The organism is Candidatus Latescibacterota bacterium, from assembly GCA_020633725.1.
GTDB lineage: Bacteria > Krumholzibacteriota > Krumholzibacteriia > JACNKJ01 > JACNKJ01 > VGXI01.
In genome coordinates, this window is record JACKDC010000001.1 from 694,709 (window position 1) to 718,349 (window position 23,641).

General features: G+C 71.8%; 19 protein-coding genes. 1 reads left to right on the forward strand and 18 read right to left on the reverse strand.

What is annotated here, in order from left to right:
* Positions 1 to 16: 16 nt before the first annotated feature.
* From H6693_03065 to uvrC, 3 genes are all read right to left on the reverse strand, one after another.
* Positions 17 to 781 (reverse strand): segregation/condensation protein A, encoded by a 765-nt coding sequence (locus H6693_03065; protein ID MCB9515149.1) that lies wholly within the window; start codon positions 779 to 781, stop codon positions 17 to 19.
* Positions 782 to 875: 94 nt separating this feature from the next.
* Positions 876 to 1,778: a tyrosine recombinase XerD gene (locus H6693_03070; protein MCB9515150.1), complete on the reverse strand. Its 903-nt coding sequence runs from the start codon at positions 1,776 to 1,778 to the stop codon at positions 876 to 878.
* Complete coding sequence (gene uvrC / locus H6693_03075; protein ID MCB9515151.1) at positions 1,775 to 3,646, reverse strand: excinuclease ABC subunit UvrC; 1,872 nt, start codon at positions 3,644 to 3,646, stop codon at positions 1,775 to 1,777. The genes H6693_03070 and uvrC overlap by 4 nt, the downstream gene beginning before the upstream one ends.
* Before the next feature lie 143 nt (positions 3,647 to 3,789).
* Here uvrC and rpsT point away from each other — a divergent pair, with 143 nt between their 5' ends.
* Positions 3,790 to 4,050 (forward strand): 30S ribosomal protein S20, encoded by a 261-nt coding sequence (rpsT, locus tag H6693_03080; GenBank protein ID MCB9515152.1) that lies wholly within the window; start codon positions 3,790 to 3,792, stop codon positions 4,048 to 4,050.
* 72 nt (positions 4,051 to 4,122) lie between these two features.
* On the opposite strand, the gene H6693_03085 is transcribed toward rpsT, so the two are convergent.
* The 15 genes from H6693_03085 to guaA all read right to left on the reverse strand — a co-directional run bounded on the left by H6693_03085 (position 4,123) and on the right by guaA (position 23,610).
* Complete coding sequence (locus H6693_03085) at positions 4,123 to 4,602, reverse strand: HD domain-containing protein (protein ID MCB9515153.1); 480 nt, start codon at positions 4,600 to 4,602, stop codon at positions 4,123 to 4,125.
* Between the two features lie 18 nt (positions 4,603 to 4,620).
* Positions 4,621 to 7,428: a PD40 domain-containing protein gene (locus tag H6693_03090; protein ID MCB9515154.1), complete on the reverse strand. Its 2,808-nt coding sequence runs from the start codon at positions 7,426 to 7,428 to the stop codon at positions 4,621 to 4,623.
* On the reverse strand, positions 7,425 to 8,579 hold the full coding sequence (locus H6693_03095; GenBank protein ID MCB9515155.1) for a hypothetical protein: 1,155 nt from the start codon (positions 8,577 to 8,579) through the stop codon (positions 7,425 to 7,427). The genes H6693_03090 and H6693_03095 overlap by 4 nt, the downstream gene beginning before the upstream one ends.
* Positions 8,580 to 9,506, reverse strand: a complete 927-nt coding sequence (argF, locus tag H6693_03100; GenBank protein ID MCB9515156.1) for an ornithine carbamoyltransferase — start codon at positions 9,504 to 9,506, stop codon at positions 8,580 to 8,582.
* A 59-nt stretch (positions 9,507 to 9,565) separates the two neighbouring features.
* Positions 9,566 to 10,471 carry a tyrosine recombinase XerC gene (locus H6693_03105; GenBank protein ID MCB9515157.1) on the reverse strand — a complete coding sequence of 302 codons (906 nt, stop codon included), beginning with the start codon at positions 10,469 to 10,471 and terminating at the stop codon, positions 9,566 to 9,568.
* 23 nt (positions 10,472 to 10,494) lie between these two features.
* The gene (gene trmFO, locus H6693_03110) at positions 10,495 to 11,817 is read right to left on the reverse strand and encodes a methylenetetrahydrofolate--tRNA-(uracil(54)-C(5))-methyltransferase (FADH(2)-oxidizing) TrmFO (protein MCB9515158.1); all 1,323 of its coding nucleotides are present in this window, start codon (positions 11,815 to 11,817) and stop codon (positions 10,495 to 10,497) included.
* Between the two features lies 1 nt (position 11,818).
* Positions 11,819 to 14,113 (reverse strand): type I DNA topoisomerase, encoded by a 2,295-nt coding sequence (gene topA, locus H6693_03115; GenBank protein MCB9515159.1) that lies wholly within the window; start codon positions 14,111 to 14,113, stop codon positions 11,819 to 11,821.
* Positions 14,114 to 14,132: 19 nt separating this feature from the next.
* Entirely contained in the window at positions 14,133 to 14,561 is a 429-nt protein-coding gene (locus H6693_03120) for a hypothetical protein (protein ID MCB9515160.1), read from the reverse strand.
* Between the two features lie 82 nt (positions 14,562 to 14,643).
* Positions 14,644 to 17,703, reverse strand: coding sequence for a preprotein translocase subunit SecA (gene secA / locus H6693_03125; GenBank protein ID MCB9515161.1), 3,060 nt, complete (start codon positions 17,701 to 17,703; stop codon positions 14,644 to 14,646).
* Between the two features lie 117 nt (positions 17,704 to 17,820).
* Entirely contained in the window at positions 17,821 to 18,531 is a 711-nt protein-coding gene (locus tag H6693_03130) for a nitroreductase family protein (protein MCB9515162.1), read from the reverse strand.
* Positions 18,532 to 18,558: 27 nt separating this feature from the next.
* A complete protein-coding gene (locus H6693_03135; protein MCB9515163.1) occupies positions 18,559 to 18,807 on the reverse strand; it encodes an RNA-binding protein in 249 nt (82 codons plus the stop codon).
* Positions 18,808 to 18,936: 129 nt separating this feature from the next.
* The gene (locus H6693_03140; protein ID MCB9515164.1) at positions 18,937 to 20,166 is read right to left on the reverse strand and encodes a glycosyltransferase family 4 protein; all 1,230 of its coding nucleotides are present in this window, start codon (positions 20,164 to 20,166) and stop codon (positions 18,937 to 18,939) included.
* Positions 20,151 to 20,729, reverse strand: coding sequence for a hypothetical protein (locus H6693_03145; GenBank protein ID MCB9515165.1), 579 nt, complete (start codon positions 20,727 to 20,729; stop codon positions 20,151 to 20,153). Before H6693_03145 ends, H6693_03140 begins: the two co-directional genes overlap by 16 nt.
* Positions 20,729 to 22,063 carry an NHL repeat-containing protein gene (locus H6693_03150; protein MCB9515166.1) on the reverse strand — a complete coding sequence of 445 codons (1,335 nt, stop codon included), beginning with the start codon at positions 22,061 to 22,063 and terminating at the stop codon, positions 20,729 to 20,731. Before H6693_03150 ends, H6693_03145 begins: the two co-directional genes overlap by 1 nt.
* A 2-nt stretch (positions 22,064 to 22,065) precedes the next feature.
* Positions 22,066 to 23,610, reverse strand: a complete 1,545-nt coding sequence (gene guaA, locus H6693_03155) for a glutamine-hydrolyzing GMP synthase (GenBank protein MCB9515167.1) — start codon at positions 23,608 to 23,610, stop codon at positions 22,066 to 22,068.
* Between the last annotated feature and the right edge of the window lie 31 nt (positions 23,611 to 23,641).

Sequence of the window (23,641 nt, forward strand, 5' to 3'; positions counted from 1 at the left end):
TCTCTCACCCTTTCGGTCAGGCGCCGGTCGCTCCCAGCGCCTGGCTGTCGCCGTCCGCAGGCACCCCAGCCTGCGGCGCGGCCGTCTCGATCCAGATCTCCGCGAAGGCGCCTTCCTGCCGCACGGCCGCTTCGCCGTACTTGACCATCTCCAGGAGCGCCATGAAGGTGACGATCACGTGGAGGCGCGACGGCGCCTCCGCGAAGAAGTCCCGGAAGAGCAGGCGTCCGCCCCGCTGCAGGCGGCCGCGGATCAGGTCCATCTTCTCCTCGATGGTGATGTTCTCCAGCTCGATCCGATGCCGCGCCTCGCGCTCGGCGACGATGCCCATGACATCGCGCAGCGCCGCGAGCAGATCGGGGAAGTCCAGGCTGAAGACCTCCTCCCGGGTCCGCAACTCCGCGAGCGGCTGCTCGGGAACGAAGTCGAAGAGCCGCCGCCGCGCCTCCGCCAGATCGCCGAAGCGCTCCGCCAGTTCCTTGTACTTGCGGTACTCCTGCAGCTGGGCGACGAGATCGCGCCGCGGATCCTCCTCCTCCTCGCCGAAGGTCGGCCGCGGCAGCAGCATGCGGCTCTTGATGCGCAGCAGGGTGGCCGCCATCAGCAGGTACTCGCCGGCGCCGTCGAGCTCGAGATCCTCGAGCTGACCCAGGTGCGCGAGATACTGGTCGGTGATGCGCGCCACCGGGATGTCCGTGATCTCGATCTCCTCCTTGCGGATCAGGTAGAGGAGAAGGTCCAGCGGGCCCTCGAAGAGTTCCAGGCGAACGGTGTAGCTCACGGGCCTCCCCGGGGATCACGTGTCGGTGGCGGGGCAGAGTGCGGGGACTTCAAGTGGTCCTTCAGGTAACAGAGGGCCGGCGATCCGTCAACGTCTATTCCCCGCCCGCCGCCACGCCCCGCGGGTGGAAGTCGCGGTGCACGCGCTTCAGGTAGAGCCTGTCCACACGCGTGTAAATCTGCGTCGTACCGATGGATGCGTGCCCAAGCATCTCCTGCACCGCGCGGAGGTCCGCGCCGCCCTCCAGCAGGTGGGTGGCGAAGGAGTGCCGGAGGCTGTGCGGCTTCACTCGCCCCGCGAGGCCCGCCTCGCCCGCCAGCGCCTGAAGGATCTTCCACCAGCCCACCCGGCTCAGCCCGCCGCCGCGCGCGTTCAGGAAGACCAGCGGCGGCGACTCCACGCGCGCGAGCCGGGGCCGCTCCAGGCCGAGATACTCGCCCAGGGCGCCCGCCGCCTGCCGCCCCAGCGGCACCCAGCGCTCCTTGCGGCCCTTGCCGAGGACGCGCACCAGCCCGTCCTCCAGGAAGAGCTCCGCCAGGGGCAGGCCCACCAGCTCGGAGGCGCGCAGCCCCGCGCCGTAGGCCAGCTCGAGCAGTGCGCGGTTGCGCAGGGGCGCGCTGCGGGCGCGGCCGGCGGCGTCCAGCAGGGCCTCGATCTCGTCCAGGGACAGCAGGTCGGGCAGCGCGCGGGGCAGGCGGGGCCCTTCGAGTCCCTCCGCCGGCGAGTCCGTGCGGCGCCCCTCGGCGCAGAGGTAGCGGAAGAAGCCGCGCCACGCGCTCAGCAGGCGCGCGCGGCTGCGGGGGGACAGGCCGTCGGCCTCGGCCGCGTGGAGCGCGCCGCGGAGGTCGTCCTCGCGGGCGGTCAGCGGGCTGAGCGCGCAGTCCACCAGGCGGCCGAGGTCCCGCCGGTAGGCCTCGAGCGTGTTGGCGGAGAGGCTGCGCTCCACGAGGAGCTGGTCCAGCCAGTCGTCCAGGGCCGCCTGCCAGGCGGCGTTCACGGCGCCTCCTCGGGCGGCGAAGCGAGCGTGGCCAGGATGCGCCGCGCCAGCGCCTCGCCGATGCCGGGCAGCGCCATGAGCTCGCTCAGCGCGGCGCCCGCCACGGCCTGCACGCTGCCGAACTGGTCGAGGAGCAGGCGTCGGCGCGCCGGCCCCAGGCCGGGCACCGCGTCCAGGGCCGAGCCGATGCTGCGCTTGCCCCGCCGCTCGCGATGGAAGCCCCGCGCGAAGCGGTGGGATTCGTCGCGGACGCGCTGCAGCAGGCGCAGGGCGCCCGAGTTCTGCGGGAGCATCACCGGGGCGTCGGGCGCGCCGGGCCGGTAGATGGCCTCCTCGCGCTTCGCCAGACCGATCAGCGCCTGGCCCTCCACCGCGAGCGCCCGCAACGCCTCGGCCGCGGCCCCCACCTGACCCGGGCCGCCGTCGATGAGGAGCAGGTCGGGGAAGGGCGCGCCCTCCTCCTTCAGCCGGCGGAAGCGCCGCGTCACCACCTCGGCCACGGCGGCGAAGTCGTCCTGGCCGTCCTTGCCCTTGATGCGGAAGCGACGGTAGCCGCTCTTGCGCGGCGCGCCGTCGCGAAAGCTCACCAGCGCGGCGACGATCTCGCGGTCGCCGGTGTTCGAGATGTCCACGCCCTCGATCACCCGCGGCAGCGCCGAGAGCCCCAGCGCCTCGCGCAGCTCGAAGACCTCCGGCGGGACGCGCCCGGCCTTGCTCCCCTGGGTGGCCAGCGACTCGTCCAGCTTCGTGCGCGCGTTCTCCAGCGCGAGCGCGAGCAGCTCGCGGCCCAGCCCCCGCTGCGGACGGCGCAGCGTCACGCGCCCGCCGCGGCGCTCGCTCAGCCAGTCGGCGAGCAGCGCGTCCTCCCCGTCCGGCAGCAGCGCGGGCAGCAGGACCTCCGGCGGCGGCTGCTGCACCCGGTGGTAGTACTGCTGGAAGAAGGCCAGGGCGACGTCCGCGTCGGCCTCCGCTTCGCGGGCGCGAAAGTGATAGGTCTCGCTGGCCAGCAGGCGGCCGCCGCGCAGGCGGAGCACCACGCCGCAGCAGTCCTCGCGGTCGCGCGCGAGCGCGAGGGCGTCGCGGTCCTCCTGGCCGTAGGTCTGCGTGCGCTGGCGGTGCGTGAGGCGCTCGATGGCCTGGAGCTGGTCGCGGAAGCGCGCCGCCTGCTCGTAGCGCTGCTCCTCGGCCGCGCGGCGCATCTCCCCGTCGATGAGATCGCGCAGCCGCGCCGCCTTGCCCGTGAGGTAGAGGCGCACCTTCTCGACGCCGTCCCGGTACTCGGCCACCGACTGCCGCCCCGTGCACGGCGCCTTGCAGCGCCCGATGTGGTAGTAGAGACACTCGCGCGTGAGGCTGTCGAAGGGCAGATCGCCGGGGCAGTCCCGGATCGGGAAGAGGCTCTTCAGGACGCGCAGCGTCTGCCGGATCGCGCCGACGTCCGTGTACGGCCCGAGGTAGAGGCTCCCGCCCTCCTCCATCTGCCGCGTGAGGAAGATCCGCGGCAGCTCTTCCTCCAGGGTGATGCGGACGTAGGGATAACTCTTGTCGTCCCGGAGCTGGATGTTGTAGCGCGGGCTGTACTCCTTGATGAAGTTGTTCTCCGCGACCAGGGCCTCCATCTCGGAGGCGAGCACCAGGTAGTCGAGGTCCGCCACCTTGCTCACGAGCAGGTCCGTCTTGGGATCGGCCGGCCGCCCCTCGCGGAAGTAGGAGTGCACCCGGCTGGACAGGTTCTTGGCCTTGCCCACGTAGATGACCTTGCCCTTGGCGTCCTTGAACAGGTAGACGCCGGGGCTGGTGGGCAGGCGCTCGAGCTTGCGCGCCAGGGCGTCGGGGGCGGGGCTGCTGTCGTCGCTGCTGGAGTTCATGGCCGTTCCGTGGATCGCGGGAGGACTGGGCCGGGGAATCGCGGGCGAATCTAGCCCGGAAACCGTGACGGGACAAGGGGTTTCCCCCTTGACACCGCCCTCGGGGGTTGCTAGATTGCGCGCCTATCCAGCGAGGAAGGGAAATGCCGCATCACAAGTCCTGCAAGAAGCGCCTGAAGACCGCCGAGAAGAGCCGGGTCTACAACCGCGCGTATACCAGCCTGATGCGCACGCGACTCAAGAAGTTCCGTGCGATCGACAAGGCCGACGAGGCCGCCGCCGCCCTGCCCGAGATCAGCGCCATGCTCGATCAGCTCGCCAAGAAGGGCATCATCAAGCAGAACCGGGCCAGCCGTCTCAAGTCCCGGCTCCAGCTGAAGGCCAACGCGCTCGTCCAGTCCTAGCGCCCCTCGTCCCGAAGGCCGCTGCGCCGCCCTCCCCGCCACCCGGCGCGGAGGGCGCTTCGCGTTGCTCCGCTAGTCGCCCACCGCATCCCCTTCCAGGAACTCCGCCGCGCGCGCGTGGCCCTGCGCCAGGTAGCGCTGCGCCTGCAGTCGCAGCTCCTCCCTGTCCATGGCGCGCACCAGGCGGGCCTCCGCGCTCTCGCCGGCTTCGAACTCCTCCAGCAGCCCCAGCAGTTCCGGCGCCCAGCCGGCCCACTGCGCGGCGCGCAGTTCGGCCTCCGCCTGGGCCAGGGCGTCCGCGGGCAGGAGCCGCTTCACGGGGCTGGGGATGTCCCCCAGCCGCGCCTCGTGGAAGTCGTGGAGCAGGCCCATGAGCAGCGCCTTGTCCGCGTCGAGACCCCGCGCCCGCGCCTCGCGCCAGGCCAGGAGGCCCACGGCGAAGCTGTGCGACGCCACCGACTCCGGGTGCTCGATGCCGATGCGGAGCCAGCCGCTGCGGGGCGTCCCCTTGAGCTGGAGCAGGTCGTCGGTCCAGGGATCCCGACCGGTCATGCGGTCTCCTTCCGCTCGCTAGAAGTTCCAGCCCAGGAAGAGCTCGTGATCGACCCGCGCGCTGATCTCGTGGAAGTCCGTCGTGCGGGCGATGTTGTAGCGCAGGATCAGCACCGGTCCCAGGCCCAGCTCGAAGCCCAGGCCGTAGTCGCCCGCCCACTCCGGCTCGGGGATCGCGAAGAAGCGCTGGGAGAGCCGGGCGGCGTCGAAGAAGAGACTGCCCCGCACGGACGGCAGGTCGAGGGCGCCCAGCGGCATGAAGAGCCGAATGCCGCGCAGGATCGGCACGCGCAGCTCCTGGTTGGTGAGCAGCACGCCCCGCGCGTGGAAGTGCTGATGCGGCCAGCCACGCAGCTGCAGCGGCCCACCCAGGTGCACGTAGCGCGGGTCGTCCCCGGCCGAGTAGTGCGCCATGACGCGGGCCGCGTAGACCGTGTCGCGCAGAACGCGCCAGTACTTGCGCGCGTCCACCCGGCCCACGGTGTAGCCGTAGCCTCCCTCCCCGAAGGCCGTGGTCCAGCCCACCGTGACGTTCACGCGCTCGCCCTCCAGCGGCCCCGCGTAGCTCCAGAGCACCGTGTCGTGGATCCACGACGCGTAGAGCGAACCCAGCACCGCCTGCGGATCGCGCAGGACGTAGCTCAGCTCGTCCTCCTCCACCACGCCGCGGACGTTCGCGCTGAACTCCACGCGCCGGAACAGGTTGAAGGGGTAGCTGACCGCCGCCAGCCCGCCGAAGCGCCGCTCGTAGCGATAGTCCCAGACGTTGGTGTCGAAGTCGCTGCTCAGGTGGAAGGCGGCGACGCTCCAGTTCCAGCGCCGCGACAGATTCGTGTAGCTGACCCCCACGCTCATGCGCTTGAAGAAGTCGGCGGTCGTGGAGGCCGTGTTGGTCACCGCCACGCCGAGCTGGTGGTTGCCCAGCAGGTCGGTGAAGCCCAGCAACCCGCCGCTGGTGTTGCCGAACTCCGGATCGTAGGCCAGCCCGGAGGTCGCGAAGTCCAGCCCCCAGCGCAGGCGGTAGGGCACCGGCGCGGGGAGCGCCGCGGGACTCGGCGGCGCGGGCGCGTGACCGTCCCCCGCCGAGGCCAGCCGCGGCGCCACCGGCTCCTGTCCCGCCCGCAGCGGGAAGTGGTAGAGGCGGTAGCGCCCCTCCTCGTAGACGGCGCCCAGGAAGCCGTCCCCCAGCCAGGCGGGATCCTGCACCGCGCCGAAGCAGGCCGTCTGCCGGACGTGCTGCTCGCCTTCGGCCAGGTAGACGTCCCAGGCGCCCTGCCGATCGGAGACGTAGAGGTAGCGCGCGCCGTCCGGTCCCCAGGTGGGCTGCCGGTCGACCCAGGGCCCCTGCGTCAGGCGTTCGATCGCTCCGCTGGCCAGATCGAGGCTGTAGAGATTGCGATGCGGACTCGCCGCCGGGAAGCCGCGGTCGGAACTGAAGAGGCAGCGCGTGCCGTCGGGGTGCCAGCTCGGATCGCGGTCGTCGTAGTCGTCGCGCGTGAGGCGCCGCACGCGCCAGCCCGGGTCCTCGGCGCGGGGATCGCCCGTGAGCAGGAACAGATCGCGCCGTCCGCTGGGCGTGATGCCCGAGAAGAGCACGCGGCCGTCCGCGGCGACGCTCGGCGACTCCAGCTGCACCAGCGAGTCGGCGCCGAAGCTCGCCAGCGACTTGCCGCTGGCGGCGTCGAGGAAGCGCAGCTCGTCGCGCGGCCCCCGCTGCACGGTGAGCGCCACGAGCCCGGCGCCGCTGCCCGGCCGGCTGCGCATGAACGGGATCGACTCCGTCGACGCCTTGCGCCCGCCCTCCAGCCACACGGTGAAGTCCGCCTTCCGCCGCGGGCTGCTGGGGAAGCGCGCGCTGGCGAGGGCCACGCGTCCCGTCGCGGTCTCCAGGTAGACGAAGCTCGAGTCGCCCAGCGCCGCCGGGCTCACCTGGAAACTCCCGCCGCGCAGCACCGCGCGTCCCCGCTCGGCCGCGGGCAGGCGGCGCGTGACCGTGGGGTAGTAGCGACGCCGCAGGCTGTTGCGCCAGTCGCGGTCCAGGGTCTCGAGATCCAGTCCCAGCTCGAGCTCGAGCAGCCGCTCGAAGTCGGCGCTGCGCCACCACGACTCCAGCAGTCCGCGCACGGCGGCCGTGGAGTAGTTGCGGTCGAGGTAGGCCAGCACCGACTGACCCACCTTGTACATGAGATAGGTGCCCTGGATGCGCCAGAGCTGGTCGAGCGGCGGCAGCGAGCCCTCGATGATGCCCTCCCGCAGCAGCATCTCCCCCTCGGTGTCGGGCGGCCCCACGCTGTAGAACTCCGCCAGTCCCTCGACGAACCAGAGCGGCGGGTGCTGGTAGGAGAACTGGTGCCGTTCGGCCATCACGCGCGCGAGCTTCTCCAGCATCACCGCGTGGACCATCTCGTGCCGGATCACGTGCTCGAGCTGGTGCAGGTCCCCCGTGGACGGCACCACCACGCGGCCGCGGATGAGATCCGTGAACCCGCCCACCGACTCGGGGATCAGGCTGGGAATGACGTTCGTCTCGCGGAAGTCGTGCTGCGAGCCGTAGAGCACGAGCGGCACCGGCCGCTCGAGCGTGAGCCCGAAGACGCCCTCCAGCTCCACCGCCGCGCTGTCGGCGAAGACGAGCGCCTGGCCCGCCAGCCGCTCCTCCTCCGGGTAGAAGAACAGCTCCACCTTCTCGCTGCGCGAGACGAGCCACTGCCGCGGCGAGTAGACCACCTTGTTCTTGCCGAAGAGATACTGCGCCCGCGCGGGCAGCGCCCCGCCCAGCAGCGCCGCGAGGGCCAGCAGGAGCGCGAGCCGGCGTGACGTCCTCACGGGGCACCGCCGTGGCGGGCGCCGGGGGCGTCGTCCAGCACGGGGAAGGCCAGGCGCGGCACGGTGACCGCGCCGCCGGGCGCGAGGCGCAGCGGTCCCGCGTTGAGCCCGGCCGGCTCGTCGGCGGGATTCCAGAGGGAGTCGCCCCCGCCCAGATCCTTGAAGACGAAGAGCCACCAGTCCCCCGGCGGGACGCTGGCGAACTCGTAGGCCCCCTCGGCGTCCATGCGCAGGCCGGCCGGGGCGAGGCTGTCGGCCGTCGCCTGCCAGCGGCTCGTCCAGCGCAGATGCGTGAGGTCGGCCGCGGGCAGCTGGTCCAGCGGTCCCGTGGGACGCGCGCCGTCGGCGAGGCGGAAGGAGTCCGGCAGGAGCTGCAGGAAGAAGCCGCCGGACAGCGTGTCCAGGCAGGCGAAGCTGCCGGCGATCGTGCCGGGCTCGTCGGGGTCGATGACGTCGAGCTTCAGCCCGAAGCGGCGCTTGACCGCCGGCGTCAGACGCAGGGAATCGCGCAGCGTGTCCGCGAAGTCGACGCCCGGGGTGAAGACGCTGTCGCCGTTCACGTCCTGGAAGCCCACCAGCTCCAGCTCGCGGCCGTCGGCGGGCAGCCGGCGGATGACGAAGTCGCCGCGCGCGTCGGGGCGCAGCCGGCGCAGCACCGCGCCGCTGCTGTCCTGCAGGGCGAGGTGCAGGCTGCGGCTGGACTCGCCCTTGAAGGTGGCGCGGCCCGCCAGCCAGCCGGGGCGCAGCGTGTCGCCCGTGGCGAAGCTCATCACCTGCCAGTCGCCCTGGGCGACGCGGTGGCGATCCTTCCACCCGGGGGTGAGATAGACGTCCATGCTGACGTCCGCGTCCAGGGGCTCCCAGAAGCGCAGCGCGAGCAGCGTGTCGCCGCTCCACTGCACGCTGCGCAGCAGCCGCGGCGGATCGCTGTGCAGCGCCTCGAGCACGCTGCCGCGCTCCACCGGCTCGCTGAAGACGAGGCTGACCTCCTCCAGCGGGCCGGTGTTGCGGGTTCCGTCGGCGGGACGGCCCCGCAGCAGCGTGGCCGGCGTGTCGTCCACCGGGCCGCCGCTGGGCGGCTTGATGCGCGCGCAGCTCAGCGCCGACGCGAGCAGCGCCAGCAGGACGAGCTGCGCACGCCAGCCACGCATCTACATCAGCACCGAGAGGATGGCCCGCTGCGCGTGCAGGCGGTTCTCCGCCTCGTCGAAGACCACCGAGCGCGGGCCGTCGACCACCTCGTCGGTGATCTCGTCGCCCCGGTGCGCCGGCAGGCAGTGCATGACGATGGTGTCGGCCTTGTGCGTCTTCTCGAGCAGCCGGCCGTTCACCTGGTAGGGCGCGAAGATCGACTTGCGCGACTCGGCCTCGTCCTCCTGCCCCATGCTGGCCCAGACGTCGGTGTAGAGGACGTCCGCGCCGTCCACGGCCTTGGCCGGGTCGCCGATCAGCTCCAGCTTCAGCTGCGGGTTGATGCGCTTCGCGTTGGCGAGCACGTTCGGGTCCACGTCGAAGCCGCCCGGGTTGCAGATGACCAGCGAGATGGGCAGCCGCGCCGCGGCGTGCACCCAGCTGTTGGCCATGTTGTTGCCGTCGCCGATGTAGACCACGCGCTGGCCTTCGATGCCGCCGCGGTGCTCCCAGATCGTCTGCAGGTCCGCCATCACCTGGCAGGGGTGCAGCAGGTCGGTGAGCCCGTTGATCACGGGGATCCGCGTGGCGTTGCGCGCGAGCACCGTGACGTTCTCGTGGGCGAAGGTGCGGATCATGATGCCGTCCACGTAGCGCTCGAGCACGCGCGCCACGTCCTGCGGCGCCTCGCGGCTGCCGAGCCCGATCTCCTTGTCGGTGATGTAGAGGCTCGAACCGCCGAGTTGACGGATCGCCACCTCGAAGCTGATGCGCGTGCGCAGGCTGGGCTTGTGGAAGATGCAGGCCAGCACCTTGCCGGCGTGGCTGGCGGGCAGCTTGCCCGACTTCTTCAGCGTGCGCTTCTGCTCCATCGCCAGTTCCAGCAGGCGCACGAGTTCGTCCGTGCTCCAGTCCGCGATGGAGATGAAATCCTTCGGGTGCGACAAGGCCCTTCCTCCCTAGCTGGGGTTTCGCGGCGCCACCGCGGCGCGCGGTTCGACGGGGATCATCCTCTCGGGTGCGCCTTCCGGTGCACAGCCTTGAGCTTGTCCGTGCTCACGTGCGTGTAGACCTGCGTGCTGGTCAGGCTCGCGTGGCCGAGCATCTCCTGGATCGAGCGCAGATCGGCCCCGCGCGCGAGCAGGTGCGTGGCGAAGCTGTGGCGCAGGACGTGCGGACTCACCCGCGCCAGGCTCGCCACCTGGCCGAGGCAGCGCTCCACCACGCGCTGCACGGTGCGCCGGCTGAGCGGCGAGGCGCCGTCGCGGCCGGTGAAGACCGGCGACGCGCCCGTGGGCCCCGCGAGGTCGATCCAGCGCTCCAGCCAGCGCCTGGCCTCGCCCTGCAGCGGCACCAGACGCTCCTTGGCGCCCTTGCCGCGAACCCGGAGCAGCTCGCCGCGCAGGTCGACGTCGTCGCGGCGCAGTCCCTGCAGCTCCGCGAGACGCAATCCGGCGCCGTAGAGCAGCTCGAGCAGCGCGCGATCGCGCAGCCCGCGCCGCGTGCTGGTGTCCGGCAGGGACATCATGCGGTGCACCCAGCCCTCCTCGGCGAAGACGGGCAACTGCCGGCCCAGCTTCGGCAGCTGGACCAGCAGGGACGGATCCGCGTCCACCAGGCCGCGCTTGCCCAGCCAGCGGTAGAAGGCCCGCAGCGCGCTGAGCTTGCGCGCGATGCTGCGGTCGCTGAGCGCCGGCTTGCGCGGGCGGTCCACGGCGAAGGCGTCCCGGCGGAGCAGCGCCAGGAAGCGCCGGATGCGCTGACGGTCCACCGCCAGCTCCGCGGGATCGCCCTGGAAGTCCAGGAACTCGAGGAACTGCGTGAGATCCCGGCGATAGGCTTGCACGGTGTGTTCCGAGTAAGCGCGTTCCACCAGGAGATAGCGTTCGAAATCGCCAAGAAGGGTGTGCACGCGGGAAAGCTAGCAGAGCGCTTTCAGGCTCGCAAGTCCTGGGATTCTTGCAGATAGGCGTCGAGCGCCGCCAGGCTGCGCTCGGCGTAGGCCTGCTTGCGGGCGTCCTTGCCGCGGCGCGGGCCGTCCAGCGCCGGCAGCAGCCCGAAGGCGACGTTCATGGGCTGCGAGCGCCCCGGCGTCTGCCCGGCGAGGAAGCGGAGCAGGGCGCCGGTGAGCGTCTCGGGCGGAGGCAGGCTCGGCGAGCGCCCCGCGAGCCGGTCCGCGAGGTGCCGCGCGGCGAGCAGGCCGCTGCCGATGGACTCCACGTAGCCTTCGACGCCCGTCATCTGCCCGGCGAAGAAGAGCCCCGCGCGCGCGCGGCTCTCCTGGAACGGCGTCAACGTGCTCGGGAAGTCGAGGAAGAAGTTCCGGTGCATCGCGCCGTAGCGGACGAACTCCGCCTCGGCCAGCGCCGGGATCATCCCGAAGATCCGCTGCTGGTCACCGATGCGCAGGCGCGTCTGGCAGCCCACCAGGCCCCAGACGCTGCCCTCGGCGTTCTCGCGGCGCAGCTGCAGCACCGCATGCGGCCGGCGCCCGGTGACGGGATCGCGCAGTCCCACCGGCCGGAAGGGTCCGAAGCGCAGCGATTCCGCACCGCGGGCGGCGATGACCTCCACCGGCAGACAGGACTCGAAGTAGGGCACGCCCGCCTCGAAGTCCTTGGCCGGGTAGGGCTCGGCGGCGGCCAGCGCGGCCGTGAAGGCGTCGTAGGTCGCCCGGTCCAGCGGCGCGTTCAGGTAGTCGGCCTCGCCCTTGTCGTAGCGGCTGGCGGTGAAGAGCGCCCCCTCGACCAGGCTCTCGCGACTGACGCTCGGCGCGATGGCGTCGTAGAAGCTGAGCCGCCCCTGCCCGAAGTGCGCCTCGATCTCGGCGCTGAGCGCAGCGCCGGTGAGGGGTCCCGTGGCGACGATGCAGGGGCTCTCGGGCAGCGAGACGACTTCCTCGCTCACGCGCTCGATGCGCGGGTCCGCGTCCAGCGCCTGCTCCACCCGGGCGGAGAAGGCGGCGGGGTCCACCGCCAGCGCGGCGCCCGCGGGCAGCGCGCAGGCCTCCGCAAGCGGCAGCAGGCGGCTGCCCAGACGCTTCAGCTCCTCCTTGAAGAGGCCGGAGGCGCTGTCCAGGCGCACGGACTTGAGGGAATTGCTGCAGACGAGCTCGGCGGGACCGTCGAGCCGGTGGGCCGGCGAACGGCGCAGCGGCTTCTGCTCCACCATCAGCACGGGGGTTCCTTGGGCCGCCAGGGACAGAGCGGCCTCGCAGCCGGCGAGACCGCCGCCCACGATGCGCACGCGCGCGCTCATGCTACTCCGGGATCTCGAGCTTGCAGACGCTGCACTGCTGGTAGTTGCCCTTGGCCTTGCTGGCCTTCTCCACCACCATGCCGCCGCAGTCCGGGCAGGGGGTCGCCACCGGGCGGCTCCAGCTCGCGAAATCGCAGTCGGGGTAGCTGTTGCAGCCGTAGAAGGTGCGTCCCCGCTTGCTGCGCTTCTCCACGAGCTGGCCGTTGCAGTCCTCGCGCGGACAGGGCACGCCGATCTGCAGCGGCGCGGTGCCCTTGCAGTCGGGATAGCGGGAGCAGGCGGCGAAGCGGCCGAAGCGTCCCACGCGCACCATCATCTGCGCGCCGCACTCGGGGCACTTCTGCTCGCCGGCCTCCTCGGGCGCCTCCAGCGGCCGGGAGTTCCGGCACTCGGGGTAGCCGCTGCAGGCGAGGAAGCGGCCGTTGCGCCCCCAGGTCTTGATCATGGGCTTGCCGCACTTCTCGCAGGCCTCGCCCGTCTCCTCGCGGATGGACTCGCGCAGGTGCTCCGTGTTGCCGGAGACGTCGCTCAGGGCCACGCGCATGGGCGCGTAGAAGTGATCGACGACGTCGGTCCAGACCTCGTCGCCCTCCTCGACCTTGTCGAGCTCCTCCTCCATCCGCGCGGTGAACCCCACCTCGAAGAGCCGCGGGAAGCCCTCCTCCAGCACCTGCCAGACGCCCTCGCCCAGCTCCGTGGGCTGGAAGCGGCGGTTGTCGTCGAGGGTCAGGTAGTCGCGCCCCTGGATCGTGCCGACGATGTTGGCGTAGGTGCTGGGACGGCCGATGCCGCGCTCCTCCAGCTCCTTGATGAGGCTGCTCTCCGAGTAGCGCGGCGGCGGCTCGGTGAAGTGCTGCCGCGGAATCAGCGCGGCGTCCAGGCGCTCGCCTTCCTCGATGACCGGCAGCAGGCGTTCGCCGTCGCCGTTCTCGCTGCCGGACTCCGCCGCCTCGCCCGGCTTGCCGCGCAGCGGGCCGCTGGCGCGGCGGTAGCCGTCGAAGAGCAGGCGGTTGCCGGTGGCCCGGAACAGCGCGTCGCCGGCGGTCACGTCCACGCGCGTCGCCTCGAACTGCGCCTCGGCCATGAGGCTCGCCACGAAGCGCTGCCAGATGAGCCGGTAGAGCGCGAGCTGGTCCTTGGTGAGCGTGCCGCGCAGGCCGTCGGGTACGCGCGAGACGCGCGTGGGCCGGATGGCCTCGTGCGCGTCCTGGGCGCCCCGCTTCACCTTGAACTGGCGGTCCTTGGCCGGCAGGTAGTCGGCGCCGAAGGTCTTCTGCACGAAGTCGCGGTGTTCCGCGCGCGCGCTGTCGGCGATGCGCGTCGAGTCGGTACGCATGTAGGTGATGAGACCGACCGCCCCCTCCTCGGCGATGTCGACGCCCTCGTAGAGCTGCTGCGCCAGCATCATCGTGCGGCGCGCCGAGAAGCCGAGCTTGCTGCTCGCGTCGCGCTGCAGCGTGCTCGTGATGTAGGGCGGCTCCGGCGAGCGCTTGCGCTTGCTGCGCTCCACCGCCGTCACGGTGAAGGGCGGCGAGCCGCTCGCCGCAACGCGCAGCTCGCCGCCGGCCAGGGCGTCGTCGCCGCTCGCGTCCTTCGCGCCGAGGCCGGCCAGGAGCGCGCGCATGGACGCGACGTCCGCGAGCTGCGGATCCTCGCCCTTGATCTTGAACAGACGCCCCTCGAAGGGCACGCCCGCGGCGCCGGTGAACTCCGCGCGCAGGGACCAGTACTCCTCGCTCACGAAGGCGCGCCGTTCGCGCTCGCGCTCGACGATGAGCCGCAGCGCCACGCTCTGCACGCGTCCCGCGCTCAGGCCGTAGTAGAAGATCTTCCAGAGCAGCGGGCTGATCTGATAGCCCACGAGACGGTCCAGCACGCGCCGGGCCTGCTGGGCCTCCACCTTGCGCAGGTCCACCTCGCCGGGCTTCTCGACCGCCTCGGCGATGGCCTCCTTCGTGATCTCGTTGAGCAGGATGCGGCGGATGTTCGGCTGCCGCTTCTCCAGGTGCTGCTGGAGATGCCAGGCGATGGCCTCGCCCTCGCGGTCGGGGTCCGTGGCCAGCAGGACCTCGTCCACGTTGCGCGCGGCCTGCTCCAGCTCCTTGATGACCTTGCCCTTGCCACGGATCGTGACGTACTGCGGCTCGAAGCCGTTCTCGACGTCGATGCCCAGCTTGCTCTTGGGCAGGTCCACCACGTGGCCCTTGCTGGCCTTGATCACGTAGCCCCTGCCCAGGTACTTCTGGAAGGTGCGTGCCTTGGTGGGACTCTCGACGATGAGCAGCTTCTGCGCCATGGGGATGCTCTCCGGAGGGTCAGTGCAGGTTGTGGGCGGACGCGTGGATCTCCCCATCCCAGCCCCAGAAGAAGCCCAGGCTCTCGTCGAAGATCACCGACGCGGCCAGGAACTCCACCGTGGACAGCTCGGGGACGTCCCGCTCGAGCCGCCGCGCCCGCTGCAGGATCTCGTCCCGCTGCTCCTCGTCGATGAGCCCGTGGCTCACGAGGCGCTGCAGGTAGTGCCGCGCGGCGGCGGGCACGTCGCCGGTCAGGGGACGCGGACGGGCCGGGCGCAACTCGCCCAGGTCCAGGACCTGGCGGATGGCCTCCTCGATCGCCTCCACGGACAGCCCGCTCTCGGCGAGCTCGCCGCGCATGGCCTCGAGCTCCGCGCGCTGCTCCGGCTCGAGGCTGTTGCCGTTCTCGAGGATGTAGATGACGATTTCCTTGAGGCGCTTCTGCATGGATGTCGATTCCCCCGGCTTGCGCGGCAAGCTAGCATCTGGGTCAGGTGTCGTCCAGCCCCCATTTCCCGGCGGCGCGGCTTCAATCCTGGCCCGCGCGCCCGTGACACTTCTTGTACTTGAGGCCGCTCCCGCAGGGACAGGGGTCGTTGCGTCCCACCTTGGGACCGGCGCTGACCGGCGCCGCCTTGACCGGACCGCCGCGCCGGGAGGCCTCGGCCACCGCGGCCGTCGACGAGATCGCGGCCTCGGGCGGCAGGGGCTGTCCGCCGCCCCCGCTCGCGGGCGCCGCGGCGGAGGCGTAGGACTCCGCCTCCTCGTGCTCGGTCTTGACCCTGGAGAGGTCCTCCCCCTCGTACTCGGCCGGCTGCACGGCCACCTGTAGGTGAAAGAGGGCGTGCAGCGCGTCGCGGTCCACGCGCTCGATGAACTCCTCGAAGAGACCGAAGGCCTCGCGCTTGAACTCGATCAACGGGTCCTTCTGTCCGTAGCCGCGCAGGCCGATGCCGCTCTTGAGGTTGTCCAGTTCGAGCAGATGGTCCTTCCAGGCCTCGTCCAGGCTGCGCAGCAGGGCGAAGCGCGCCACCTGCGTGAAGATCTCCGCCGGCAGCGCCGCGCGGCGCTCCTCGAGCCGCTGCTCCGCGCGCTCGAGCACGATGTTGCGCAGCTGGTCCTTGTCCATGCGGTCCAGCTCGCCCTCGGGCAGCGCGAAGTCGCCGAGGAAGATGCCCTCCAGCTCGTGGAAGAGCGGATCGGCCTCCCAGGTCTCGGGGATGGAGTTGTCGGGAATGTGCCGGTCCACCAGCGCCGTGGCCACGCCCCGGGTCTTCTCCTGCAGGTCCTCCAGCAGATCCGCGTCGCCCTCCAGCGCGTAGGCGCGCCGGTCGTAGACCACCTCGCGCTGGGCGTTCATCACGTCGTCGTACTTGATCAGGTTCTTGCGGATGTCGAAGTTGTAGGCCTCGACCTTCTTCTGCGCGCGCTCGATGGCGTTGGTCACCAGGCGGTGCGTGATGACCTCGCCCTCCTGCACGCCGATGCGGTCCATGATGGCGCCCATGCGGTCGCCCATGAACAGGCGCATGAGATTGTCCTCGAGGGAGAGGAAGAAGACGCTGCGGCCCGCGTCGCCCTGGCGGCCGGAACGGCCGCGGAGCTGGCGGTCGATGCGTCGGCTCTCGTGGCGCTCGGTGCCGATGATCTGCAGGCCGCGCGGCCCGGGGCCGTCGCCGTTGCTCTCGCTCTCGTTCAGCGCCGAGCCGTCCAGCACGCCCGGGTGCAGCTTGATGTCCGTGCCGCGGCCGGCCATGTTCGTGGCGATGGTCACCGCGCCCGGCTGCCCCGCCCCCGCCACGATCTCCGCCTCGCGCTGGTGCTGCTTCGCGTTGAGCACGTTGTGCGGGATGTTCCGTCCCTTGAGCACGCGGCTCAGCATCTCGCTGAACTCCACCGACACCGTGCCCACCAGCACCGGCAGGCCGATGCCGTGCAGGCGCTCGATCTCCTGCAGGATGGCCTCGATCTTCTCCTTGCGGGTGCGGTAGATGCGGTCGTCCTCGTCGGCGCGGACCACGGGCCGGTTCGTCGGGATCACGCCCACCTTGAGCTTGTAGATCTCCCAGAACTCCGCCTCCTCGGTGATGGCCGTTCCGGTCATCCCCGCGAGCTTCTCGTACATGCGGAAGAAGTTCTGATAGGTGATGGTGGCGTAGGTCTGGGTCTGCCCCTCGATCCGCACGCCCTCCTTGGCCTCGATGGCCTGGTGCAGGCCGTCGGAGTAGCGCCGCCCGTGCAGGATGCGCCCGGTGAACTCGTCCACGATCTGGACCTTGCCCTCCTGGACGACGTACTCCACGTCCTTCTCGAAGAGGCTGTAGGCCCGCAGCAGCTGCTGCACCATGTGGATGAGCTCGCTGCGCTCCGCGTAGCCGCGGTGCGCCTCCTCCTTGGCGATCGCGCGCGCCTTGGGGTCGAGGTCCGGGTCCGCGTCGATCTCGCCCATCCGCGCGCTCAGATCCGGCAGCACGAAGAGCTGGCGGTCCTTCTCGGACAGCGAGTCGAGGCCCTTCTCGGTGAGCTCGATGCTGTGGCCCTTCTCGTCGATGACGAAGTAGAGCGCCGCGTCCAGCTCCCCCATGGTCTTGTCGCGGATGTTGGCGTTCTCCACCTGCGTCAGCAGGCTGGCGAGCCCCTCTTCCTGCAGCAGGCGCAGGTAGCGCTTGTTCTTGGGCGAGCCGTGGCGGAGCTGGAGGAGGTACGTGCCGAGCTGCCAGCGCTCGTCGTCGCTGCGGTCCTCCTTCTTGAAGAGGCCCTCGGTCTGGGCGGCCAGCTCGTTGACCAGGCGCTGCTGCTTGCGGAAGAGCCCCTCGACCATGGGCTTCAGCTCGAAGTACTTGGCGTCGGAGCTCGAGCCGCGCACCGGTCCGCTGATGATGAGCGGCGTGCGCGCCTCGTCGATGAGGATCGAGTCCACCTCGTCCACGATCGCGTAGTTGAAGCCGCGCTGCACCTGCTGCTCGACGCTGCCCACCATGTTGTCGCGCAGGTAGTCGAAGCCGAACTCGCTGTTGGTGCCGTAGGTGATGTCGCAGCGGTAGGCCACCTGCCGCTCGGGCGGCGTCATGCCCGCGAGGATGACCCCCACCGTGAGCCCCAGGCTCTCGAAGACGGGACCCATCCAGCGCGCGTCGCGTTCGGCCAGGTAGTCGTTCACGGTGACGAGATTCGCGCCCTTGCCGCTCAGCGCGTTGAGGTAGAGCGGCAGCGTGGCCACGAGGGTCTTGCCCTCGCCCGTGGCCATCTCGGCGATCTGCCCGCGGTGCAGCACGATGCCGCCGATGAGCTGCACGTCGAAGGGCACCATCTCCCAGGTCTGCGGGCGGCCCATGACGTCCCAGCTCTCGCCGACCTTGCGGCGGCAGGCCTCCTTGACGAGCGCGAAGGCCTCGGGCAGCAGGTCGTCGAGGGCCTCGCCGTCGGCCAGGCGCGCCCTGAACTCAGCGGTCTTGGCGGGCAGGCCCTCCGCGGGCAGCGCCTGGTACTCCTCGAACCGGGCGTTGATGGCGTCCACCATGGGCCGCAGGCGACCGATCTCCCGGTCCATCTGGGTGCCAAAGAGCTTCTTCAGGATCTCGAAGGCCATCGACCGGCTCCTCATCGGCTTGGAATTCAACTGCTTGCGCGCGGGCGCCCCGTAAGGTAGTGGCGGGCCCGGCGTCTGTCAAACCGCCCTGTCCCCGCTCCCGGATCCCCGGCGCCTTCAGGGCTCCGAGTCCCCGGACGGGAAGGGCCCGCCGTCCAGCCCGGCGATCTCGCCCAGCCCCTTGCGGCCGATGTCCGGCACCTGGGCTCCCGCCGCCGGATAGCCAAGCACCAGCAGCAGATAGGGGCGTTCGTGGGCCGGACGCCCGAGGATCTCGCGCAGGAAGCCCATGGGGCTGGGCGTGTGGGTCAGCGTCGCCAGCCCCGCGCGATGAAGCGCGGCGATCAGGAGTCCCGTGGCGATGCCCACGGACTCCGTCACATAGTAGTTGTGAAGACGCCCCCCACCCGGCAGCGGTTCCCAGCGCTTCGCGAAGATGGCGATGAGAAAGGGCGCCCGCTCCAGGAACGGCTTCTCGGCGTCGGTGCCGAGGGGCGCCAGGGCCTCCAGCCACTCCTTCGGGGCCCGCTCGGCGTAGAAGGCGCGCTCCTCGGCCTCGGCGGCCTCCCGGATGCGCCGCTTCAGCGCGGGGTCCTCGATCACCTCGAAGTGCCAGGGCTGCCGATTGGCGCCGCTGGGCGCGGTCCCCGCCGCCAGCAGGCAGCGGGCGACGAGGGCGCGCGGCACCGGCCGCTCGGCGAAGTGGCGCACGGTGCGCCGCCGCGCCAGGTCCCGCCGGAAGTCCTCCGCGCGGGCGAGCATCGCGTCGGGCGAGTACTCCTCGTACTCGCTGTAGGGCCGGAAGCGCGGCGGCGGTGTCTTGCTCATGCCGGGGGTCGATCGCGGGCGCGGCGCCTAGCGCCGGCGCTCCTGGGCCTCGTCCACGCGCAGGGTGCGCCCGCCCATCTCGGCGCCGTTCAGGGCCGCGACGGCCGCGTCAGCGCCGGCGTCGTCCATCTCCACGAAGCCGAAGCCCCGCGGGCGGCCGGTGTCGCGATCGCTGATGAGCTTGACCTCGTTCACGGTCCCGTGCCGGGAGAAGAGCTCTCGAATCTCGTCCTCGGAGGCGGTGAAGGGCAGGTTGCCCACGTAGAGCCGTTTCATGCGATCTCTCCAGGTCGGGGAGCGGGGCCGCGGCCTGTCCGGGACCGTCGCGCAGCCACTGTCAACGCCCGGCAGCGAGGGACGTCCGAGTGTGGGCCAGCCGCGGGGGCAAATGCAAGCCCGGGCGGGCTAGCCGCCCAGCTCCCGCCAGTGCCTCTCGATGCGCCGGAAGACGGCAGGCCAGGCGTGCTCGGCGCAGCCCGCCGGGGGTCCGGCGGGCGGTCCGGCCGCGAGGGCGGCGTCCAGGGCCTCCACCAGGCGCTCGACGAAGGCGGGCAACTCCAGGGGATCGGGGCTGTCCACCCCCAGCATCCGCGGCAGCGGCACCCGCTGCAGCGCCTCGCCGAGGCTCGGCGCCAGGGACTCGGCCAGCCCGGGCAGATCGCTGGCCACCACCCGGCAGCCGCAGGCCGCGGCCTCCATGAGCACCAGCGGCAGGCCCTCGTAGAAGGAGGGCAGGACGCAGACCGCCGCCCGCCGCATGAGCGCGCCCAGCGCCGCCTGGTCCAGGGGGCCGTGGACGGTGACGTCCTCCATCGCCGCCGCCCGCCGCGCCAGCGCCTCCCCCTCGGCGCCGCCGCCGCCGCCCGCCAGGTGCAGCGCGAAGTCCCTGTGACGTCGCTTCAATTCGGGCACCGCATCAAGCAAAGAAGGCACGCCCTTGGCGTTGCTCAACTTTCCGACATAGACCACGGTCCCCCTCGCGCCCGGCGCGCGGTCCCGCGCGTGGAACTGCTCGTCCCGAAAGCCGGGCCCCTGCACGTGGATGCGCTCCGGCGGCACGCCCAGCCAGCGCTCCAGGGCGCGCGCGCCCTCGCGGTGCGGAACCAGGAAGCGCTCGTTGCGCCGGCAGCCCTCCCGCACCGCAGGGGCGAGGGCCGGGCAGAGCGCCGCCTGCCGGAGCCCCGTGGCGTGGCAGCTCGTGAGGACGGGCACCCGCGGCGCGACGTCCTTCACCGCCGCGCTGAGCAGCCAGACGTGGTGACTGTGGATCACCGTCGGCGCGAAGCCGGCCACCGCCGCGGCGATGCGCGCGCGCCAGGCCTCCCCGTAGCGGGCGAGCTGCGCGTCGCTCAGGGCCGAGAAGCGGCTGCTGGGGTAGGGCATGACGTCGCTCATCCCCGGCAGCGGGAACTCCAGCGGCGCCTCGCCGAAGCGCAGGGCCTCCAGCTGGCCGGCCTCCAGACCGGCCAGCGCGGGCGTGGGTTCCTCCGCGGGAAGCCCCACCAGGACCCGCTGCGCCCAGCCCGCCCGGCCCGCCTGCTCCACGAGCGCCGCGAGGATCACGCCGCTGCCCGTGTGTCCAGGCTGCTGGGAGAGCAGGTGCAGGACGCGCCCCGGCATCAGAGCAGCGCCCACCAGAGCACGGTGCCGCAGAGGAGCGGGATGGCCAGGTTGTCGTCCAGGGGCAGGGGCAGCAGCTCCACCACGGTGGCGACCAGGGCGCCGAGCACGGCCACGCGCGGGTCGCCGAGAACCAGCAGCCCCACGATCAGGGAGGCGGCGAAGCAGGCGACCGTGCCCTCCCAGCTCTTGCCGAAGGCCAGCGTGTGACGCCCGAGGGTGCGTCCCACCAGACCGGCGAGGCCGTCGCCCAGGATGAGGTAGCCCATGGCGGCCACGGCCACCGGCCGCGGGTAGACCAGGGCGGCCAGCAGGCAGCCGATGGCCAGGTAGCTCGAGCCCAGCAGCTCGTTGTGCTCGTGACGGCGCAGCGCCGGCCCGACCAGGCTGCCGAAGAATCGCCGCACGCGCGGATCGCCCAGGCGCAGCAGATCGATGGCCAGGACCAGCACCGTCAGGGCGACCAGCGGCCAGCGCCAGAGGCGCTCGGGCAGGAACCACACGGCCAGGGGGATGCAGACCGTCGCCAGGTGCACCGCCTTGCGCGGGCCCTCGGCGCGGAGGGCGTCCATCACCATCAGCGCGCCTCCGCCGCCTGCGGCGCGGGATCGCCCGCCGGCAGCGGGGCGCGGCGCTCCACCGTGAGCTGCTTGCGCGCGGAGTAGGTGGGCGTGGCGCGCAGGATCACGGTGGCGCGCGCGGGGATCGGCTCCGGCAGGGCCACCCAGTCACGCCGTTCGCCCGCCTCGCGCCGTCGCTCGGGCAGCAGCTCGCGCTCCTCGCCTCCCGCCGCCAGCAGGATGCGCACCAGGCTGGGCTCGGTGAGGAAGTAGTCGAGCTGGAGGCCCGGCCGGCCGTCGCCGTCCACGCGCAGGGCCTCGAAGCGCTTGACGTCGGTGCCGGTCCAGGCGTAGCTGCCGCCGCGCGTCTCCACCACGAAGAGCTGCCCGAAGCGCCGGTAGAGCGCGAGGGAGTTGGGATGGCGCAGGGGACTGTCGTCGTCCAGGTGGTCGAGCACGTCGAGGACGCTGAGATCGCGGTTCAGCTTGAGCAGCCGCCCGCCGGTGGAGTCCGGCAGGAGGATCTGCCCGTGCAGGTCGATCACCGGATAGCCGAGGCGCGCAGGGCCGGGCAGCAGATCGGCGACGTTCGCCTCGTGCAGCACGCGCGCCCGCTCGTCGTAGACGCGCACGCGCTGTCCCTGGCGGTCCACCAGCACGAGGGCGAAGCGCCGCATGCGATTCCACGGGTCCTTGGCGTCGGCCACGGCGAGGGCCAGCGGACCGTCCAGCGCGTCGTCGCCCCGGGGCGCCCAGGCGTCCACCCATTCGCCGTCCGGCTCGAAGCGCAGGATGCGCCCGCCGGCGAGATCGGTCACCCAGAGCATCCCGGCGGCGAAGGCCACGTCGCTCGGCGCGAAGGGCGCGCCCTCCACGCTGTCGATGGCGCCCGTCCACTGGAGCGCGTCCTCACCGAGGCCGAGCAGCGCCACCCGGTGGTTGCCCGTGTCCGCCACGGCGACGCGCCCCTCGCGATCCATGTCCACGCCGCGCGGATCGAGGAACTCGCCCTCGCCGCTCCCCTTGCGGCCGTAGCGCTTCAGGCTCGTCTGCGAGGGGTTGTAGAGCAGCTCGCCGCGCCCCGAATTGACGAGCACCAGCGTCAGCTCGTCGTCGTCGCGGTCGGTCTTGGCGTCGTCGCGACTCGCCGGCTTGCCGGCGCAGATCCCCTGGGGGTTCTCCACCTTCGCGCCCGGACCGAGGAAGAGCTTCAGCTCGAGCTCGCCCACGCGCTGCATGCCGAGGGTGTGCTTGAAGGGCGGGTAGACGTAGCTCGTCGCCCGCTCCGCCGCGGCGGCGCCCGTCGCGGCGAGGGCGGACAGCAGCAGGCCCGCGAGCAGGGAGCGCGCCACGCTCACTCCCACTCGATCGTGGCCGGAGGCTTGGAGCTGATGTCGTAGACCACGCGGTTCACCCCGCGCACGCTGCCGATGATGCGGTTGCTCACGCGCTCCAGCAGCCCGTGCGGCAGCTCGCTCCAGCGCGCGGTCATGCCGTCGAGGGAGTCCACCGCGCGCAGGGCGACGACGTTCTCGTAGGTGCGGAAGTCGCCCATCACCCCCACCGAACGCACGGGCAGCAGCACGGCGAGCGCCTGCCAGACCTTGTCGTACCAGCCGCCGGCGCGCAGCTCGTCGATGAAGATCGCGTCGGCCTCCTGCAGCACGGCCACCTTGTCCGCGGTCACCTCGCCCAGGATGCGCACCGCCAGTCCCGGCCCCGGGAAGGGATGCCGCATGAGGAAGTCCCGCGGCAGTCCGAGCGCGGCGCCCACCTCGCGCACCTCGTCCTTGAACAGCTCCCGCAATGGCTCCACCAGGGTGAAGCGCATGTCCTCGGGCAGTCCGCCCACGTTGTGATGGCTCTTGATCGTGGCGCTGGGCCCGCCCACCGACACCGACTCGATGACGTCCGGGTAGAGCGTGCCCTGCGCGAGGTAGGGCATCTCCCCCAGCTCGGCGCTGACGCGCTCGAAGACGCGGATGAAGGTGTGGCCGATGGCCTTGCGCTTGGCCTCGGGGTCGTCCACGCCGGCGAGCGCCGCCATGAACTCGGGGCCGGCGTCCACGCGGTGGAAGGACACGTCCATGTGCCGCGCGAAGAGCGACACCACCTCGTCGCCCTCGTGCTTGCGCAGCAGCCCGGTGTCGATGAAGACGCACTCCACCTGCCGGTGCAGGGCCCGGCTGAGCAGGGCCGCGAGCACGGTGGAGTCCACGCCGCCGCTCACCGCGCAGAAGACGCGCGCGTCGCCCACCGTCTCGCGCACGCGCGCCACGGTGCTGTCGATGAACTGCTCGCGCGTCCAGTCGGCCGCCGCGCCGCAGATGCCGAAGACGAAGTTCCGCAGGATCTGCGTCCCGTGCACGGTGTGCGAGACCTCGGGGTGGAACTGCAGGCCGTAGAGCCCGCGCTCCGCGAGCGCGAAGGCGCAGACCGGACTGCCCGAGCTCCTGGCCAGCGCGCGCGCGCCGGCGGGCAGCGTGTGGACGCTGTCGCCGTGGCTCATCCACACCGGCTCCTGGGGGTCGAGACCCTCCATGAGCGGCGCGCTCACGTCGCAGTGCAGTTCGGCGAGGCCGTACTCGCGCCGGTCGCTGCGCTCGATGCTCGCCCCCAGCGCGCGGCCCATCAGCTGCATGCCGTAGCAGATGCCGAGCACCGGCACGCCCAGCCCGAGCGCCGCCTCGTTGAGCGCCGGCGCGCCGTCTTCGTAGACGCTGGCCGGGCCGCCCGAGAGGATCACGCCCAGCGGCGCGTGGGCGCGGATGGCCTCCGCGTCCGCGTTCCAGGGCAGGATCACGCTGAAGACCGCCAGCTCGCGGATCCGACGCGCGATCAGCTGCGTGTACTGCGAACCGTAGTCGAGAATGACGATGGCGCCGCTCGCTTGCTCCACGAGAGCTACCCCCTGTCGCGCCGGGCTCCGC

Coding starts and splice junctions, on each gene's coding strand:
- uvrC (MCB9515151.1), bottom strand. CDS start 3,646: ATGAACTCCAGCAGCGACGACAGCAGCCCCGCCCCCGACGCCCTGGCG.
- rpsT (MCB9515152.1), top strand. CDS start 3,790: ATGCCGCATCACAAGTCCTGCAAGAAGCGCCTGAAGACCGCCGAGAAG.
- H6693_03085 (MCB9515153.1), bottom strand. CDS start 4,602: ATGACCGGTCGGGATCCCTGGACCGACGACCTGCTCCAGCTCAAGGGG.
- H6693_03095 (MCB9515155.1), bottom strand. CDS start 8,579: ATGCGTGGCTGGCGTGCGCAGCTCGTCCTGCTGGCGCTGCTCGCGTCG.
- trmFO (MCB9515158.1), bottom strand. CDS start 11,817: ATGAGCGCGCGCGTGCGCATCGTGGGCGGCGGTCTCGCCGGCTGCGAG.
- topA (MCB9515159.1), bottom strand. CDS start 14,113: ATGGCGCAGAAGCTGCTCATCGTCGAGAGTCCCACCAAGGCACGCACC.
- H6693_03120 (MCB9515160.1), bottom strand. CDS start 14,561: ATGCAGAAGCGCCTCAAGGAAATCGTCATCTACATCCTCGAGAACGGC.
- secA (MCB9515161.1), bottom strand. CDS start 17,703: ATGGCCTTCGAGATCCTGAAGAAGCTCTTTGGCACCCAGATGGACCGG.
- H6693_03130 (MCB9515162.1), bottom strand. CDS start 18,531: ATGAGCAAGACACCGCCGCCGCGCTTCCGGCCCTACAGCGAGTACGAG.
- H6693_03135 (MCB9515163.1), bottom strand. CDS start 18,807: ATGAAACGGCTCTACGTGGGCAACCTGCCCTTCACCGCCTCCGAGGAC.
- H6693_03145 (MCB9515165.1), bottom strand. CDS start 20,729: ATGGTGATGGACGCCCTCCGCGCCGAGGGCCCGCGCAAGGCGGTGCAC.